Source organism: Roseateles sp. GW821-FHT02E12 (genome assembly GCF_059421665.1).
On record NZ_JBWKVK010000005.1, the window covers coordinates 125,130 to 139,190 of the forward strand.

Sequence of the window (14,061 nt, forward strand, 5' to 3'; positions counted from 1 at the left end):
GCTGCGGGATAGGCGTATTGATGAAGACGACATTGATGCCTCCATTGCGACTACTGCAGGCTGTCCGGGTCAACGCCCAGCATACGAGCCACCTCGCCGACGGCCTCGGGGGCAAACTCTCGTACGAGCTGCAGAAAGTTGCGGTCGATCAGGCGCTGGGCCCGGCGCAGCAGATCGGCGGCCGGATTGGTGGGCTCGTTCTTCTCGAGATAGGCGCAGACGAGGTCGATGGCGCGCACAGCGTCGGCGCGGCTCTCGATGGCGCCCAGGCCACCACCGCCGCCACCACGGCTGCGGCGGGCCGGCGCGGGCGAGCCGTCGGCGCTGCTGCTGTCGTCGATGCCCAGGTCGTTGAGCATGCCGGCCAGGTCGTCCGAGTCGGCGTCGATGCTGACCGGGCGCGGGGACAGGGTCGCCACGCTGTCCAGCATGGTTCGCAGCGCGGTGAAGTCGGGCAGCTCGCCATAGCCCAGGCGGGCGGACAGGCATTCGGTCAGCGCGTCCAGCGCGGCGATGGCGTCGGTCGCCTGGGTGTTGACCTGCGGGTTGTCGGCCACCGCGTCGGCCAGCATGCTTTCGATCTGGCCGCGCGAGGGCACCGACTCGTCGTCGCGTGCCGTCAGGTCGCCCATCGCGATCTCGATGTCGCGCACGCTGATCTGGCCGAAGCTCCGGTCGTTCAGCACCAGGCTGGCGCGCACATCGCCCAGCGTCGTGTCCAGGCTGCCCAGCTCGTTCAGCACATTGACGCGGGCGAAGGCGTCGCCGTCTTCGGGGCGGGGGTGGAGCTCGTCCCACCAGCGCGTCAGCAGTTGTTCGAACAGGCGCAGGCCCGGCGCCAGCGTTGCAAAGCCTTCGAGGCGCAGGCGGGCGCGCAGCCACAGGTTGGCGATGCGCAGGTCGCGGCTGCGGCCGTTGAGGTCTTCCGCCTGGCTGAACACGGCCCGCCAGTCGGGCGGCTCGGCGGCGGCGAACTGGGTTTCGGGTTTGCCCGCGGCCGCCTGGGTCAGGGCCAGGAAGTCGTTGTCGTATTCCAGGTCAGGGCCGCAGACATCGTCCTCTGAAACGCCCACCAGCCAGGGCGCCAGCGCCGGGTGGCTGAGCGACAGCGCAGGGTCGAGCGGCTCATCAAAGGGAGTCGTGTCCATGGGGTTCCGAAAGGGCGCTGAGGGACTGGCCGCCGCCTGCCGGGTTGGCGGCAGACGAGGGCTCCGGCGTTAAGTAACCGGGGTGGGCGCTTAGTTCCCTGGGCGGCGGTTCGGGCGACGTGGCCGGGAACGGAATGGCGCGCGGTGACACTCAGTGTCTTGGGCGCGCGCAAAACGTGCCGAAAGCGCCCGCCGCCACGTCTGCACGATGAACCCTCCTGCCTCCACACCTCCCGATTCCGGCGACGACAGCGACGCGACCATCATCCGGCCGACTGGCGCCGGTGCCGCTGCCGCGCCGGTGCCCTTCGAGGACGCGCCCACGATCATGAGCGGCCCGCCCGCCATTTCCTCCGAGCCAACGCCCGGGCCGCCGCCCGCGCCGCCGCCCGCGCGCGTGGATCGTGATGAGGGCGGCAATGCCCTGCCCGTGGGCAGCCGGCAGGCCGAGTTCGAGGTCATCCGCGTGCTGGGCGAAGGCGGCTTCGGCATCGTCTACCTGGCCCGCGACCACGCGCTGGAGCGCACGGTGGCGCTGAAGGAATACATGCCCGCCGCGCTGGCCCTGCGCGGCGACGCCTCCCAGGTGCGCGTGCGCTCGGAGCGCCACCGCGACACCTTCGAGGCCGGCCTGAAGAGCTTCATCAACGAGGCGAAGCTGCTGGCCCAGTTCGACCACCCGTCCCTCGTCAAGGTCTACCGCTTCTGGGAGGCCAACGGCACGGCCTTCATGGTCATGCCCTTCATCGAGGGCAAGACGCTGAAGGAGACGCTCAAGGCCATGCCCGAGCCACCCGGCGAAGCCTGGCTGATGGAGATGCTGGCGTCGCTGACCGAGGCCCTGCTCGTGCTGCACGGCGAGCACTGCTACCACCGCGACATCGCGCCCGACAACGTCATCCTGGTGGCCGGCAGCGGCCGCCCGCTGCTGCTGGACTTCGGCGCCGCGCGCCGCGTCATCGGCGACATGACGCAGGCGCTGACCGTCATCCTCAAGCCCGGCTACGCGCCCATCGAGCAGTACGCCGAGGTGCCCAGCATGAAGCAGGGCCCCTGGACCGACGTCTACGCGCTGGCGGCTGTCGTCTACTGCGCCATCACGGGCCGCACGCCACCGCCCAGTGTCGGGCGCATCGTCAAGGACGACTACCAACCCCTGGCCCAGCTGGCCCAGGGCCGCTACAGCGACCGCTTGCTGAAGGCCGTCGACCGCGCACTGCAGGTGCTGCCCGAGCAGCGCACCCAGTCCATGACCGAGTTCCGCGAGGACCTGGGCCTGGCGGGCCACTACACGCCCAAGCCGGGCCAGATGGCAACGCTGATCCAGGCGCCGGCCGCGTCGCCACCGGCCGGTACCGCCGCCCGCCCCGGTGCCAGCCGAATGCCCCTCTTCGCCGGGCTAGGCGTGGCCGGGCTGGTGGCCGCCGGCGCCGCTGCCTGGTTCGCCACCCACGCGCCCGCGCCGGTGGAGCCCGTCGCCGCTGCGCCTGTGGCGACGGCTGTTCCCGCTTCCGCTGCCGCAGTCCCGCCCGCCCAGGCCGAACCGGTGCCACGCGATCTGCTGAGCCAGTTCCGGCAGCTCGTGGCGCGGCACAGCGAAGGCTTCGACGTGCAGGCCCAGGCCGAGCGCACCCAGCTGCGCATCGACCGCGATGACCTGCGCTTCAGCGTCAACGCCTCGCGCGAGGGCTATGTCTATGTGCTGCTGGCAGGCCCCGACGGCAGCCTCATCCAGCTCTACCCCAACGACCGCGCCAAGAACAACCACATCGGCGCCAACGAAACCCTGCGCCTGCCCGGCGCCAACTGGCCGCTCAAGGCCAGCGACCCGCCGGGCGCCGAGCATTTCTTCGTGCTGGTCACCGCCGAGCCGCGCAGCTTCAAGCCCTGGTCCACGGAGAAGGACGCGACCTATGGCTTCCTGTCGCTGCCGGCCCAGGGGCCTGCGGGCGGGGCGTCGCCCGGCGTGGCGAGCTGGCTGCTGGGCCAGCCGGACTGCGGCCACGCCAACTGCGCGGCCGAGTACGGCGCGGCGGTCTTCAGCGTCGAAGCCGTGAAATAGCAGGCCCACGTCAAGCGGGTGCCCCGTTGGTGGAACCCGGCCGACATCGCGGTTACCTACAGAGGCCAGCAGATTCGCAACCGCGAGCCCCTGCCAGGCACCCCCGCTGACCTCCGGACCGCGCCCTGAATCAAACCCACGCCCCGGCCGCCACCTTGCTGGCGGTGCCTCCAACCGCCCAGCTGGACGCTTTTGTGAGCGCAGCCTCTGCGGGCCAACTGCTCTGGGCGCGCTGGGTAGACGGGCGGTTGGAGATCTGTAGCGGCTCCACGCCCACCAGCCCTGTCTCCAGCGAAGTTGGCCGGTTGTTCGTGGCGGCCTTGCGCGAGCGTTTTGGCGACGCGGCCAGTGCCATCGCCGAGCGTGAATGGCGGCTCAGCCTGCAGCCGCGCCGCCTGCTGCCCGCACGCACGGTGCGCCGCGCCGTGGCTTGCGCAGAGTCGGCCCTCAGCCTGTTGCAGGCCCAGTCCCACCTGATGCAGATCGAGTTCTCGGCCGTCATGCTGGGCTGGCGCTTTCGCCGCGTCGTCGAGACCCTGGGCCTGGACCCGGGCACGCTGGGGGTGGAGCGGCGCCGGGCGCTTGACCAGTTGCTGGAGGCTGACTTCAGGGTGCCCCTGCCGGCCGACGCCGGCGCGGTCGCCGAGCGGCTACGGGCGCTGCTGACTCAGGGTACGCACTGATAGTCGTGATGTAGTTCACGCCTACGCGGGTTAACCCATTCCCGCAAACGTGGGGAGGGGCGTGTCCGCCCTGTCGCAGTCCGAATCGCTACGGCGTCTGATCAGACAAGGCGGCCAAATCTGGCCGTGTCACCCGCGCGGAGCCAGCCATGCAGCCCCAGTGCCCTCAGACCTCTCAGATCCGTCACCCCGCCGTGGCCGACCCGAACATCATCTTCTCGGAGCTGTTCGGCGAGCACCGGGACCGCCTGTACCGCTTCGTGCTGCGCCATATCGGCGACAGCACCGAGGCCGAGGAGCTGGCCCAGCAGGCCTTTGTCGAGGCGGCGCGCACTTTCGAGCAATTCCGAGGCGAGTCCCAGCTGTCCACCTGGCTCTATGGCATCGCCATGAACCTGGTGCGCAACCACCTGTCCCGTGCGCCGTCGCGCCTGTACCGCTTCGAGGACGAGAGCGCCCTCGACGCCACGCCGTGCAACCAGGCCAACCCCGAGCAGCAATGCCATCTCAACCAGCTGATGGCGCTGCTGCAGACCGAGCTCGACGGCTTGATGCCCGAGATGCGCGAGGTGCTGCTGCTGGTGGCCATGGACGACATGAGCTACGAGGACGCGGCGTCCTTGCTGTCCGTGCCCATCGGCACCGTGCGCAGCCGCGTGTCCCGCGCTCGCTCGCATCTGCGCACCCGGCTGCAGGCGCGCGGCGCTCAGCTGCCGTTCTGAGCGGGGTCATTTCATCCGCGTGACCGCCGGCTTGCCGGAACGGTCAAATCTCGTATATACTGCTAGCTTCAGTCGCGGGGTGGAGCAGTCTGGTAGCTCGTTGGGCTCATAACCCAAAGGTCGTAGGTTCAAATCCTGCCCCCGCAACCAAAATAAGAAGTCCTGTGAAGGACTTAGCAAAGCCCGCCAAGTGCGGGCTTTGTCGTTTCTGGGCCGTTGTGACGGGGTTTCTAAGTGGCGCTACGTCCGGGCACCTTGAGGCCGCTTGTGCGACGTAACGTCCGTCAGGTCGATGTTCTTCCCAGTTGACGGGGGATGCACCTTGCGGCGGTGCCCCGGCTGCTCTCGCATTCAGACTGCAAACAGCTTCTGAATGCTCGACCTCAGCCACACCGTTGCCGCGTCCTTGTGCGCGCGGCGGTGCCAGAACTGGTGGACGGGGATCACCGGCGCCTTCACCGGTGTCTCGAAGATGCGCAGCTCCGCGTAGCGCGAGCAGATGTCGGCCAGGTCGCGCGGCACCGTGGCGATCAGGTCGCTGGCTTCGATGATGGGCGGCAGGCTCATGAAGTGCGAGATCTCCAGCACCACGTCGCGTTTGAGCCCTTGCTGCTGCAGGTATTGCTCGAACACGTGGGCCCGCCCCTCGGGCTTGACGAGCACGTGCCGCATGGCGAGGTACTCGTCCACGCTCAAGGGGCCGGTGCCGACACCGGGGTGGTCGCGCCGCACGATGCAGACGTGGTAGTTGTCGAACAGCTTCTGGCGGAAAAACTCGGCGCTGTCCAGATCGGGGAAGTAGCCCACCGCCAGGTCGGCCGCGCCTGAAGCCAGCGCCTCTGACGCCGCGAGGCGAGGGCGCGACACCACGCGCAGCCGCAGATGCGGTGCGGCCTTGGCCAGGAAGGCCAGCAGCGGCGGCACGAAGTGCATCTCGCCGATGTCCGGCGTGATCAGCGTGAAGGTGCGCTCGCTGGTGGCCGGGTCGAACTCGGCGCTGTTCAGGATCTCGGTCTTCACCGTCTCCACGACGCGCCGCACATGCGGCGCCAGCGTCTGGGCCCGCAGCGTGGGCTCCATGTGGCTGCCGGTCTTGACGAACAGCGGGTCGCCGAACAGCGCGCGCAGCCGGTTCAGCGCCGCGCTCATGGCGGGCTGGCTCAGCCCGATGGCTTCGCCGGCCCGCGTGACGCTGCGGTGCTCCGCCATCGCGTCAAAGCTCACCAGCAGATTCAGGTCGACCTTGGAGATATCCATTTCGTGGATTCTAAATATTCACCCCATCATCTGGATGAATTGAAGGCATTTTCCTAGAGTCGCCGCCAGTGCAAAGCAATGCCTCGCCCAGCCGGGCCAAGAGGCTCTTCCTGGAGACGACAAGCATGTCCACGCTGACCCTGGCGCAGGCCAACACCCTGCTGGCCGCCGCCCTGGCCGCGGCCCGAGCCGCCGGCCACGCGCCGATGGCCGTGGTGGTGCTGGACGAGGCCGGCCACCTCAAGGCCGCCCAGCGCGAGGACGGTGCCAGCATGTTCCGCATCGACATCGCCACGGGCAAGGCCTGGGGCGCAGTCGGCATGGGCGTGTCCAGCCGCGTGCTGGCCGAGCGCGCCAAGGGCAACCCGAACTTCTTCACCACGCTGGCGGATACGGCCCAGGGCCGATTCCTGCCGCAGACGGGTGCCGTGCTCATCAAGGACAGCGCCGGCCGCGTGCTCGGCGCGGTGGGCGCGTCGGGCGGCAGCGGTGACGAGGACGAGGCCATCTGCATCGTCGGCGTTCACGCGGCTGGGCTCGTTGCCGCATGACGTTGCGATCTTGCGCCTGCGGCATCGACGTGCATGCGCATGTCGTGCCCGAGCACTTCCCGGCCTATCTCGGCGCGCATGTGCCGGCGCAGTGGCCGTCGACGGTGGCTGCGCCCAGCCAGGGCGGCCTCTGCCACCGCCACGTGATGATCGCCGGCAAGCAGTACCGCACCGTGTCCGAGAAGTGCTGGAGCACGCCGCGCCGCCTGGCCGACCTGCCCGGCATGGGCCTGGCGCAGCAGGTGATCTCGCCGATGCCCGAACTGCTCAGCTACTGGCTGGAGCCGGCCGACGCACAGGCGCTGCTGCGCTACCTGAACGAACAAACCGCCGCGATGGTGGCCGACAGCAGCGGCGCGCTGCTGGGCCTGGCCGCCGTGCCGCTGCAGGACCTGGATCTCGCCATCGCCGAGTTGCGCCACGCTGTCGAAGCATTGGGCCTGGTGGGCGTGGAGCTGGGCAGCAACGTCAACGGCGTGCCCATCGGCGACCCACGCTTTCTGCCCTTCTTCCAGGCCTGCGAGGCGCTGGACGTGCCGGTCTTCGTGCACGCCCTCAAGCCCACCGGCATGGACCGCCTGGTCGGCCCCGCGCCGCTGCAGCAGGTGCTGGCCTATCCCAGCGACGTGGGCCTGGCCGCCGCCTCGGTCATCACCGCCAACCTGCTGCTGGCCTGCCCGCGCCTGCGCATCGCCTTCAGCCATGGCGGCGGCACGCTGGCGATGCTGCTTCCGCGCCTGCAGCAAGGCTGGCAGGTGTTCCCCGCGCTGCGCGAGCAGGTGCAGGCCTCGCCGGTCGAGCAGGCGCGGCGCCTCTTCTTCGACACCCTCGTGTTCGACGACGCCACGCTGCGCCATCTGGTGGAGCGCTTCGGTGCGAGCCAGCTGATGCTGGGCAGCGACTACCCCTTCAACTTCCATGACCGCACGCCGGCGCAGCGTGTCGAGGCCGCCGGCTTCGACGCCGCGACCGTCAGCGCGCTGCTGCATGGCAACGCCGAGCGCTTCCTCGGCCTCTCCCCCAAGGTTCACTCATGAGTTCACGCTGGATCAGCGGGCTGCGCAGCGTCGCCCTGGACGTGCCCGACCTGGCGCGCGCCGAGACCTTCTACACCGACGTCTGGCACCTCAAGGTCGCCGCGCGCACGGCCAACGCGATCTACCTGCGCGGCACCGGCGCCGACCATCACCTGCTGGCGCTGCATCAAGCCGATACGCTGGCCATCCGCCACGTCACGCTCCGTGCCCGCGGCGAGGCGGCACTGACTGAGATTGCAAGAGCCGCTGTCGCCGCCGGCGGCCGCGTCCAGCAAGACCTGGCCCGCCTGACCGAACCCGGCGGCGGCCTGGGCCTGACCGTGCGCGATCCCAGCGGCCGCCTGTTCCAGGTCGTCCACGGCGACACCCGCCACGCCGACACCGCCGATGAAGCCGATAGCCCCATCCGCCTCGCCCACGCCGTGCTGAACAGCCACGCACTGCCCGCCAGCCAGGCGTGGATCGAACAAGCACTGGGCTTCACGCTCGCCGACCGCACGCGGATCATGGCCTTCCTGAACTGCGCCAGCGACCACCACACACTGGCCTTGGGCGACGCCGACAACGACGCGCTCAACCACATCGCCTTCGTCATGCCCAGCGTCGACGCCGTCATGCGCGGCGGCGGCCGCATGCGCGATGCCGGCCACGCCATCGAGTGGGGCCCGGGCCGCCATGGCCCCGGCAACAACGCCTTCAACTACTTCATCGGCCCCTTCGGCGAGGTCATCGAATACACGGCCGAGGTCGAGCAGATCGATGACAGCTACCGCGCCGGTGGCCCCGCCGACTGGACCTGGCCGCCGGGCCGCGTCGACCAATGGGGCATCTCCGCCCCGCCCAGCGCAGCGCTGAAAGCCGCGCAGCGCAGCGTCTTCTTCATCCCGACCTGAACACGACTCCAGCCATGAAATTCACCACCTTTGTCAGCGCCGAGGGCCGCAACCGCCTGGGTCTTGTCGACGGCGACCATGTCATCGACCTGAACGCCGCCCAGCCCCAAGTGCCGGCCGACCTGCGCGCCGCCCTCGAAGCCGGCGTCGACCTCGCCGCCGCCGCCGCCGCTGCTTTGACGAGCAACGCCCCGCGCCTGCCACTGGCCAGCCTGACGCTGGCCCCACTGGTGCCCGAGCCCGGCAAGACCATCTGCCTCGGGCTGAACTACTACGACCACGCCAAGGAAGGCGGCCGCGAGAAGCCCGAGTACCCGTGGTTCTTTTTCCGCGGCAAGAGCTCGCTGATCGCCCACGGCGCCGCCGGCCAGCTGCCCAGCGTATCGGAGAAGTTCGACTACGAAGCCGAGCTGGCCCTGGTCATAGGCGCCAAGGTGCCGCGCCACGTCAGCCAGGCCGACGCGCTGCAATACGTCTTCGGCTACACCTGCTTCAACGACATGTCGGTGCGCGACTACCAGAAGCGCACGCCGCAATGGACCATCGGCAAGAACTTCGACGCCACCGGCGGCTTCGGCCCGGTGCTGGTCACGGCCGATGAGCTGGCGCCCGGTGCCACCGGCCTGCGCATCCAGAGCCGGTTGAACGGTCGCGTCATGCAGGACGCCTCTACCACCGACATGATCTGGAGCGTCGCCGAGACCATCGCGCTGCTGTCCGACTGCCTGACGCTGGAGCCGGGCGACGTCATCGTCATGGGCACGCCGGCCGGCGTCGGCCAGGCGCGCACGCCGCCGGTGTGGATGAAGGACGGCGACGTCATCGAGATCGACATCGAGCGCATCGGCACGCTGGTCAACCCCATCCGCCGCGAAGGGGTCTGAACAATGGCCGAGCCGCTCTACGACGTGGCGATCGTCGGCTTCGGGCCTTCGGGCGCCGTGGCTGCGGCCTTGCTGGGCCAGGCCGGGTTCAAGGTCTTCGTGGCGGACAGCGCGCACGAGGTCTACGACCGCCCGCGCGCCATCGCGCTGGACCACGAGGTCCTGCGCGTGTTCCAGCAGCTGGGTGTGGTCGAGCAGATCGAGCCCTTCATCGAGCCCTTCACCGACTCCTGCTACTACGGCGTCGACGGCGAGCTGATCCGCCGCATGACCATGGTGGCGCCGCCCTACCCGCAGGGCTACACGCCCTCGGTCGTGTTCACGCAGCCGCCAGTAGAAGAGGCGCTGCGCCGCGCCGTGGCCGCCCGGCCATCGGTCATCGTCAAGACCGGCCTGACCGTGTTCGACTTGCAGCAATCCGATGAGCGGGTGCTGCTGCACTGCCGCGCTGAGGACGGCAGCGAACAACAGATACGCGCCCGCTACGCCATCGGCTGCGATGGAGCGTCCAGCACCGTGCGCGACCTCGTCGGCATCGCGCTGGAGGACCTGTCCTTCGACGAGCCCTGGCTGGTCGTCGACGTGCTGGCCAACGAACAAGGCCTGGCCAAGTTGCCCACCACCAGCGTGCAGTACTGCGAACCCGAGCGGCCGTGTAGCTATGTGATGGGCCCGAAGAACCACCGCCGCTGGGAGATCTCGCTCAAAGCCGGCGAAGACCCCAAGGCTGTTGTCGAGGACGATGCGACCTGGGCCTTGCTGTCGCGCTGGATCACGCCGGCCGACGGCGAGCTGTGGCGCCAGGCGGCTTACCGCTTCCATGCGCTGGTGGCCGAGCGCTGGCGGGTCGGGCGCGTCTTCATCGCCGGCGATGCGGCCCACCAGCAGCCGCCCTTCCTGGGCCAAGGCATGTGCCAGGGCGTGCGCGATGTCGTCAATCTGGCGTGGAAGCTGACCGCCGTGCTGCGCGGCGACGTGCAGGGCACGGCGGCCGACACGCTGCTGGACAGCTACGGCCTGGAGCGCAAGGCCCATGTGGGCGACTTGACGACGCGGCTCAAGGGCATAGGCGCGGTGATCTGCGAGCGCGACATCGACGCGGCGCGCAGCCGCGACCGCCAGATGCTGGCCGAGGGCGTGGCGCCCAAGCCGCGCCAGGACATGCTGCCGCGCCTGACAACTGGCCTGCTTGACGAGACCGGCAGCACTGCGACGGGCAGCCTCGCACCCCAGCCCTGGCTGCAGTTGCCGGACCGGCGCATGCGCATGGACCACTGGCTGGGCTGCGGCTGGCGCCTGCTCATCGCGGCCGGGAGCGACCTGGGTGGCCCCACGCCGACCCAGTCCAGTGCGCTTAGGCTGCAGACGCTGCGCTTCGGCGAAGGCGAGGGTTGCATGGCCGAGGCCGAGGGCGTCATGGCGCGCTGGTTCGAGGCCCAAGGCTGCCAGGCGGCGCTGCTGCGACCTGATCACTACGTCTACGGCACGGCTGGCGACGCGACGCGGCTGCACGCCTTGCTGGACGGCGCCGTCGTGGCCCTTCATGGCTGACGATACTCAAGTCATGAGCACCGTACCCGACTCGATTGCCACGCGACTCGCCGCCCTGGGCTCGGGCTTCAACCTGCCCGAGGTGCAGGCGTTGTACGAACCGCTGCTGGCGCAGCAGCCCACCGACGGCGTGTTGCTGCAGGCCTCGCAACGCTACGGCGCCCACGCGCGCCAGGTGCTGGACGTCTACCGGCCCGCAATCGAGCCCGCGGCACCGCGCCCGCTGCTACTGTTCTTCCACGGCGGCGGCTTCATCCGCGGTGATAAGGCGCACAAGGCCAACATCGGCTGGCATCTGGCCCGCCACGGCGTCGTCACGCTGCTGCCCAACTACCGCTTGGCGCCCGAGCACCGCTGGCCCGCCGGGCCCGAGGACGTGGCGGCCGCCGTGGCCTGGGCGCGTGAGCAGGCGCCGTCCTTGGGCGCTGACCCCGAGCGCATCTTTCTGATGGGCGAATCGGCCGGCGCGGCCCATGTGGCTGCAGCGTCGCTGTTGAAGCGATTTGGCGTACATGTCTGCGGTGCCATCCTGACCTCTGGGCCTTACAACGCCCGCCTGGAGCGCCTGTCGCGCGAGGCCTTCGGCATCGCCACGCCGGACCCGCGCAACGACGCCTATTTCGGCACCGACGACGCCGAGGCGCTGGCCGCGATGAGCATCGTCGAGCAGGTCGACGTGGCCCCCTTCCCGATCCTGATCAGCTACGCCGAGCGTGACCTGCTGCAGATGCAGGTGCAGGCCAGCGAGCTGTTCGCGCGGCTGAGCGGCCGGCACGGCTTTGCGCCCGAGCTGCGCTTCATCCGGCATCACAACCACTTCTCGCAGACGCTGGCCGTCAACACCGGCGACGAGAGCCTCAGCGGCCCGGTGCTGGACTTCATCGCCAGACGCGCGGGCTGAGCTGGCGCCCGTCATCGACGGCGACCAAGGAGACTCTGAATGACGAACCTGACCGGCGCAAGCGCCGTGCGCCTGGCCGCCTGGGCGGCCCTCACGCTGGCCGGCCATGCCGCTGGCAGCGAGCTAGCCCAGCCGGTCATCGGCGTGCGAACGCGGGCCGTGCTGTCGCAAGACGGCCTCCAGTTCCGCGATGCGAACGGCAACGGCAGGCTCGATGCCTATGAGGACTGGCGGCTGCCGGCCGAGGCGCGGGCCGACGATCTTGTCGCTCGCATGAGCCTGGGCGACAAGGCCGGGATGATGTTGATCGACACGTTGAACCCCGACTTCGGTGGCGCGGTGGCCAACCCGGCCGGCGACTATCTCGCCAACCAGCGCATGCGGCATTTCATCTTCCGCAGCGAGGTGACGGGCGCGCCGGTCAAGGCTGCCAGCTCGGGCCTGAACGGCCAGCCGGTCACGCCGCTGGAGGCTGCGACGTGGACCAACGCCGTCCAGGCCCAGGCCGAGAGCCTGCCGCTGGGCATCCCGGTGCTGTTCAAGTCCAACGCCCGCAACCACTACGACCGTGCGGTCCGCTTCGGCGTGAACACGGGCGCAGGCTCCTTCTCCGCCTGGCCCAAGGAGCCCGGCCTGGCGGCGACGCGCGACCTTGATCTGATCAAGGATTTCGCCCGCACCATCGGCGCCGAGTGGGCCGCCATCGGCTTGCGCGGCATGTACGGCTACATGGCCGACACGGCGACCGAGCCGCGCTGGTTCCGCGTCAGCGAGACCTTCAGCGAAGACTTCGACCTGAACGCCGACATCGTGCGCACGCTGGTGCAGCATCTCCAGGGCGGACCGGTGAATCCCAAGACGCCGGTGGCCCTGACGATGAAGCACTTCCCTGGCGGTGGGCCGCAGGAGATGGGGCTGGACCCGCACTACTCCTTCGGCAAGACCCAGGTCTACCCGGCCGGCAGGTTCGGCGACCACCTGAAGCCCTTCAGGGCCGCCATCGAGGCGGGCGTCTCGGCCGTCATGCCCTACTACGGCGTGCCGGTGAATGTGACCTACGAAGGCGTGACCTACGAGCAGACCGGGTTCGCGTTCTCCAGGCAGATCGTCAACGACCTGCTGCGCGACAAGCTGGGCTTCAAGGGCTACGTCAACACTGATACCGGCATCGTGACGGACCGCGCCTGGGGCCTGGAGGGCAAGACCGTGGCCGAGCGCGTGGCCACGGCGATCAACAACGGCAACGACATCCTGTCCGGCTTTCATTCGCGGCAGGCCATTGGCGACCTGGTGGCTACCGGCCTGGTGAGCGAGGCCCGCATCGACGAGGCCGTGAAGCGCCTGCTGGTCGAACTGTTCAAGCTGGGCCTGTTCGAGAACCCCTATGTCGATGCCGCCAAGGCCGCCGGCATCGTCGGCAGTGCCCAGGCGATCGCCAAGGGGCTGGACGCGCAGCGCAAGTCCATCGTGCTGCTGCAGAACTCGGCCAGGCTGCTGCCGCTGCCGGCACCCACGAACGCGGTGCCGGTCAAGCTTTACACGATGGGCATGAACGCCGAGGTGACGGCCAGCCGCGACTACGGCGGCTACACGGTCGTGACGGGCGACTACGGCCGGGGCACGGCCAACACGGCACGGCCCAGCGCCGCCGGCGCCGACGTCGCCATCATCCGCGTGGAGGTCAGCAACCCCTACGCGCCGGTCACGGCCGGGCCGTTCGCCAAGCCGACCGGCCTGTACCGCAGCAAGGACCCTTTGTGGGGCGCCAATCCGGCGCACATCGACCCCCGCACCGGCAAGACCTGGGGCGCGCAGGATGCCTGCGTGCTGCAGCCGGCCATCAACCCCGTCTGCGTCGACGACGCGATCGGCCTGATCGGCCCCGGCGTGCCGGCCGGATTGATCTTCGGCGGTGCCCTGCCGTGGGAGGTCAACAACCTGTCCTTCACCACCATGGCGGCCTCGGCTTCCTGGCAGGTCAGCCCCAGCCTCGGCGACATCCAGGCAGTGATGAAGGAGATCGGCGCCGACCGCGTGGTGCTGAACATCTACTTCCGACAGCCCTACGTGCTCGACGACGCCAGCGGGCTCAAGCGCGCCGGCGCCATCCTTGCCGGCTTCGGCGTCAGCGACTCGGCGCTGATGGACGTCATCACCGGCAGGTTCGCGCCCAGGGGCAAGATGCCGTTCGCGCTGGCCAACAAGCTGCAAGCCGTCATCGACAACCAGCCGGACGCGCCGGGCTATCCCGCCGCGGACACGCTGTATCCGTTCGGCTTCGGGCTGAGCTACTGAGTTCGGTGTTTTCCCTGGCTGGCCGGGCCTTCTCGGCCCGTCTTTGCGGGCCACACCCGGCGCTACGCCCAGGCCCG

At 69.5% G+C, this 14,061-nt stretch carries 12 protein-coding genes and 1 tRNA gene; 11 read left to right on the forward strand and 2 right to left on the reverse strand.

Translation table 11 applies throughout. The features are described from left to right. Nucleotides 1-50 precede the first annotated feature (50 nt). Nucleotides 51-1,148: a type VI secretion system protein TssA gene (tssA, locus tag AC07V5_RS27960; protein WP_495118886.1), complete on the reverse strand. Its 1,098-nt coding sequence runs from the start codon at nucleotides 1,146-1,148 to the stop codon at nucleotides 51-53. Nucleotides 1,149-1,356: 208 nt separating this feature from the next. On the opposite strand from tssA, the gene AC07V5_RS27965 reads away from it, so the two are divergent. The 4 genes from AC07V5_RS27965 to AC07V5_RS27980 all read left to right on the forward strand — a co-directional run bounded on the left by AC07V5_RS27965 (nucleotide 1,357) and on the right by AC07V5_RS27980 (nucleotide 4,765). Next, the gene (locus AC07V5_RS27965; RefSeq protein WP_495118887.1) at nucleotides 1,357-3,210 is read left to right on the forward strand and encodes a protein kinase domain-containing protein; all 1,854 of its coding nucleotides are present in this window, start codon (nucleotides 1,357-1,359) and stop codon (nucleotides 3,208-3,210) included. Between the two features lie 194 nt (nucleotides 3,211-3,404). Then, nucleotides 3,405-3,893 carry a hypothetical protein gene (locus tag AC07V5_RS27970; protein ID WP_495118888.1) on the forward strand — a complete coding sequence of 163 codons (489 nt, stop codon included), beginning with the start codon at nucleotides 3,405-3,407 and terminating at the stop codon, nucleotides 3,891-3,893. A 149-nt stretch (nucleotides 3,894-4,042) separates the two neighbouring features. After that, a complete protein-coding gene (locus AC07V5_RS27975) occupies nucleotides 4,043-4,615 on the forward strand; it encodes an RNA polymerase sigma factor (protein WP_495118889.1) in 573 nt (190 codons plus the stop codon). 73 nt (nucleotides 4,616-4,688) lie between these two features. Then, nucleotides 4,689-4,765, forward strand: a tRNA-Met gene (locus AC07V5_RS27980). Between the two features lie 201 nt (nucleotides 4,766-4,966). Here the strand turns inward: AC07V5_RS27980 and AC07V5_RS27985 are convergent. Beyond that, on the reverse strand, nucleotides 4,967-5,872 hold the full coding sequence (locus AC07V5_RS27985; RefSeq protein WP_495118890.1) for a LysR family transcriptional regulator: 906 nt from the start codon (nucleotides 5,870-5,872) through the stop codon (nucleotides 4,967-4,969). Nucleotides 5,873-5,997: 125 nt separating this feature from the next. Between AC07V5_RS27985 and AC07V5_RS27990 the strand changes: the two genes are divergently transcribed. From AC07V5_RS27990 to AC07V5_RS28020, 7 genes are read left to right on the forward strand one after another with little or no spacing between them, the layout of a single operon-like run. After that, on the forward strand, nucleotides 5,998-6,423 hold the full coding sequence (locus AC07V5_RS27990; protein WP_495118891.1) for a GlcG/HbpS family heme-binding protein: 426 nt from the start codon (nucleotides 5,998-6,000) through the stop codon (nucleotides 6,421-6,423). Then, nucleotides 6,420-7,460: an amidohydrolase family protein gene (locus AC07V5_RS27995; protein ID WP_495118892.1), complete on the forward strand. Its 1,041-nt coding sequence runs from the start codon at nucleotides 6,420-6,422 to the stop codon at nucleotides 7,458-7,460. Before AC07V5_RS27990 ends, AC07V5_RS27995 begins: the two co-directional genes overlap by 4 nt. After that, nucleotides 7,457-8,353, forward strand: a complete 897-nt coding sequence (locus AC07V5_RS28000) for a VOC family protein (RefSeq protein WP_495118893.1) — start codon at nucleotides 7,457-7,459, stop codon at nucleotides 8,351-8,353. The genes AC07V5_RS27995 and AC07V5_RS28000 overlap by 4 nt, the downstream gene beginning before the upstream one ends. A gap of 14 nt (nucleotides 8,354-8,367) precedes the next feature. After that, entirely contained in the window at nucleotides 8,368-9,237 is an 870-nt protein-coding gene (locus tag AC07V5_RS28005; RefSeq protein ID WP_495118894.1) for a fumarylacetoacetate hydrolase family protein, read from the forward strand. 3 nt (nucleotides 9,238-9,240) lie between these two features. Beyond that, entirely contained in the window at nucleotides 9,241-10,788 is a 1,548-nt protein-coding gene (locus tag AC07V5_RS28010) for a bifunctional 3-(3-hydroxy-phenyl)propionate/3-hydroxycinnamic acid hydroxylase (protein ID WP_495118895.1), read from the forward strand. 13 nt (nucleotides 10,789-10,801) lie between these two features. After that, nucleotides 10,802-11,689, forward strand: a complete 888-nt coding sequence (locus tag AC07V5_RS28015) for an alpha/beta hydrolase (RefSeq protein WP_495118896.1) — start codon at nucleotides 10,802-10,804, stop codon at nucleotides 11,687-11,689. A gap of 39 nt (nucleotides 11,690-11,728) precedes the next feature. Continuing rightward, nucleotides 11,729-13,984 carry a glycoside hydrolase family 3 protein gene (locus AC07V5_RS28020; RefSeq protein ID WP_495118897.1) on the forward strand — a complete coding sequence of 752 codons (2,256 nt, stop codon included), beginning with the start codon at nucleotides 11,729-11,731 and terminating at the stop codon, nucleotides 13,982-13,984. The last annotated feature ends 77 nt before the right edge of the window (nucleotides 13,985-14,061 follow it).

What these genes read in the sequence shown, in the direction of transcription:
- tssA (WP_495118886.1), bottom strand. Translation starts at nt 1,148, where the DNA reads ATGGACACGACTCCCTTTGATGAGCCGCTCGACCCTGCGCTGTCGCTC.
- AC07V5_RS27965 (WP_495118887.1), top strand. Translation starts at nt 1,357, where the DNA reads ATGAACCCTCCTGCCTCCACACCTCCCGATTCCGGCGACGACAGCGAC.
- AC07V5_RS27975 (WP_495118889.1), top strand. Translation starts at nt 4,043, where the DNA reads ATGCAGCCCCAGTGCCCTCAGACCTCTCAGATCCGTCACCCCGCCGTG.
- AC07V5_RS27985 (WP_495118890.1), bottom strand. Translation starts at nt 5,872, where the DNA reads ATGGATATCTCCAAGGTCGACCTGAATCTGCTGGTGAGCTTTGACGCG.
- AC07V5_RS27990 (WP_495118891.1), top strand. Translation starts at nt 5,998, where the DNA reads ATGTCCACGCTGACCCTGGCGCAGGCCAACACCCTGCTGGCCGCCGCC.
- AC07V5_RS27995 (WP_495118892.1), top strand. Translation starts at nt 6,420, where the DNA reads ATGACGTTGCGATCTTGCGCCTGCGGCATCGACGTGCATGCGCATGTC.
- AC07V5_RS28000 (WP_495118893.1), top strand. Translation starts at nt 7,457, where the DNA reads ATGAGTTCACGCTGGATCAGCGGGCTGCGCAGCGTCGCCCTGGACGTG.
- AC07V5_RS28005 (WP_495118894.1), top strand. Translation starts at nt 8,368, where the DNA reads ATGAAATTCACCACCTTTGTCAGCGCCGAGGGCCGCAACCGCCTGGGT.
- AC07V5_RS28010 (WP_495118895.1), top strand. Translation starts at nt 9,241, where the DNA reads ATGGCCGAGCCGCTCTACGACGTGGCGATCGTCGGCTTCGGGCCTTCG.
- AC07V5_RS28015 (WP_495118896.1), top strand. Translation starts at nt 10,802, where the DNA reads ATGAGCACCGTACCCGACTCGATTGCCACGCGACTCGCCGCCCTGGGC.
- AC07V5_RS28020 (WP_495118897.1), top strand. Translation starts at nt 11,729, where the DNA reads ATGACGAACCTGACCGGCGCAAGCGCCGTGCGCCTGGCCGCCTGGGCG.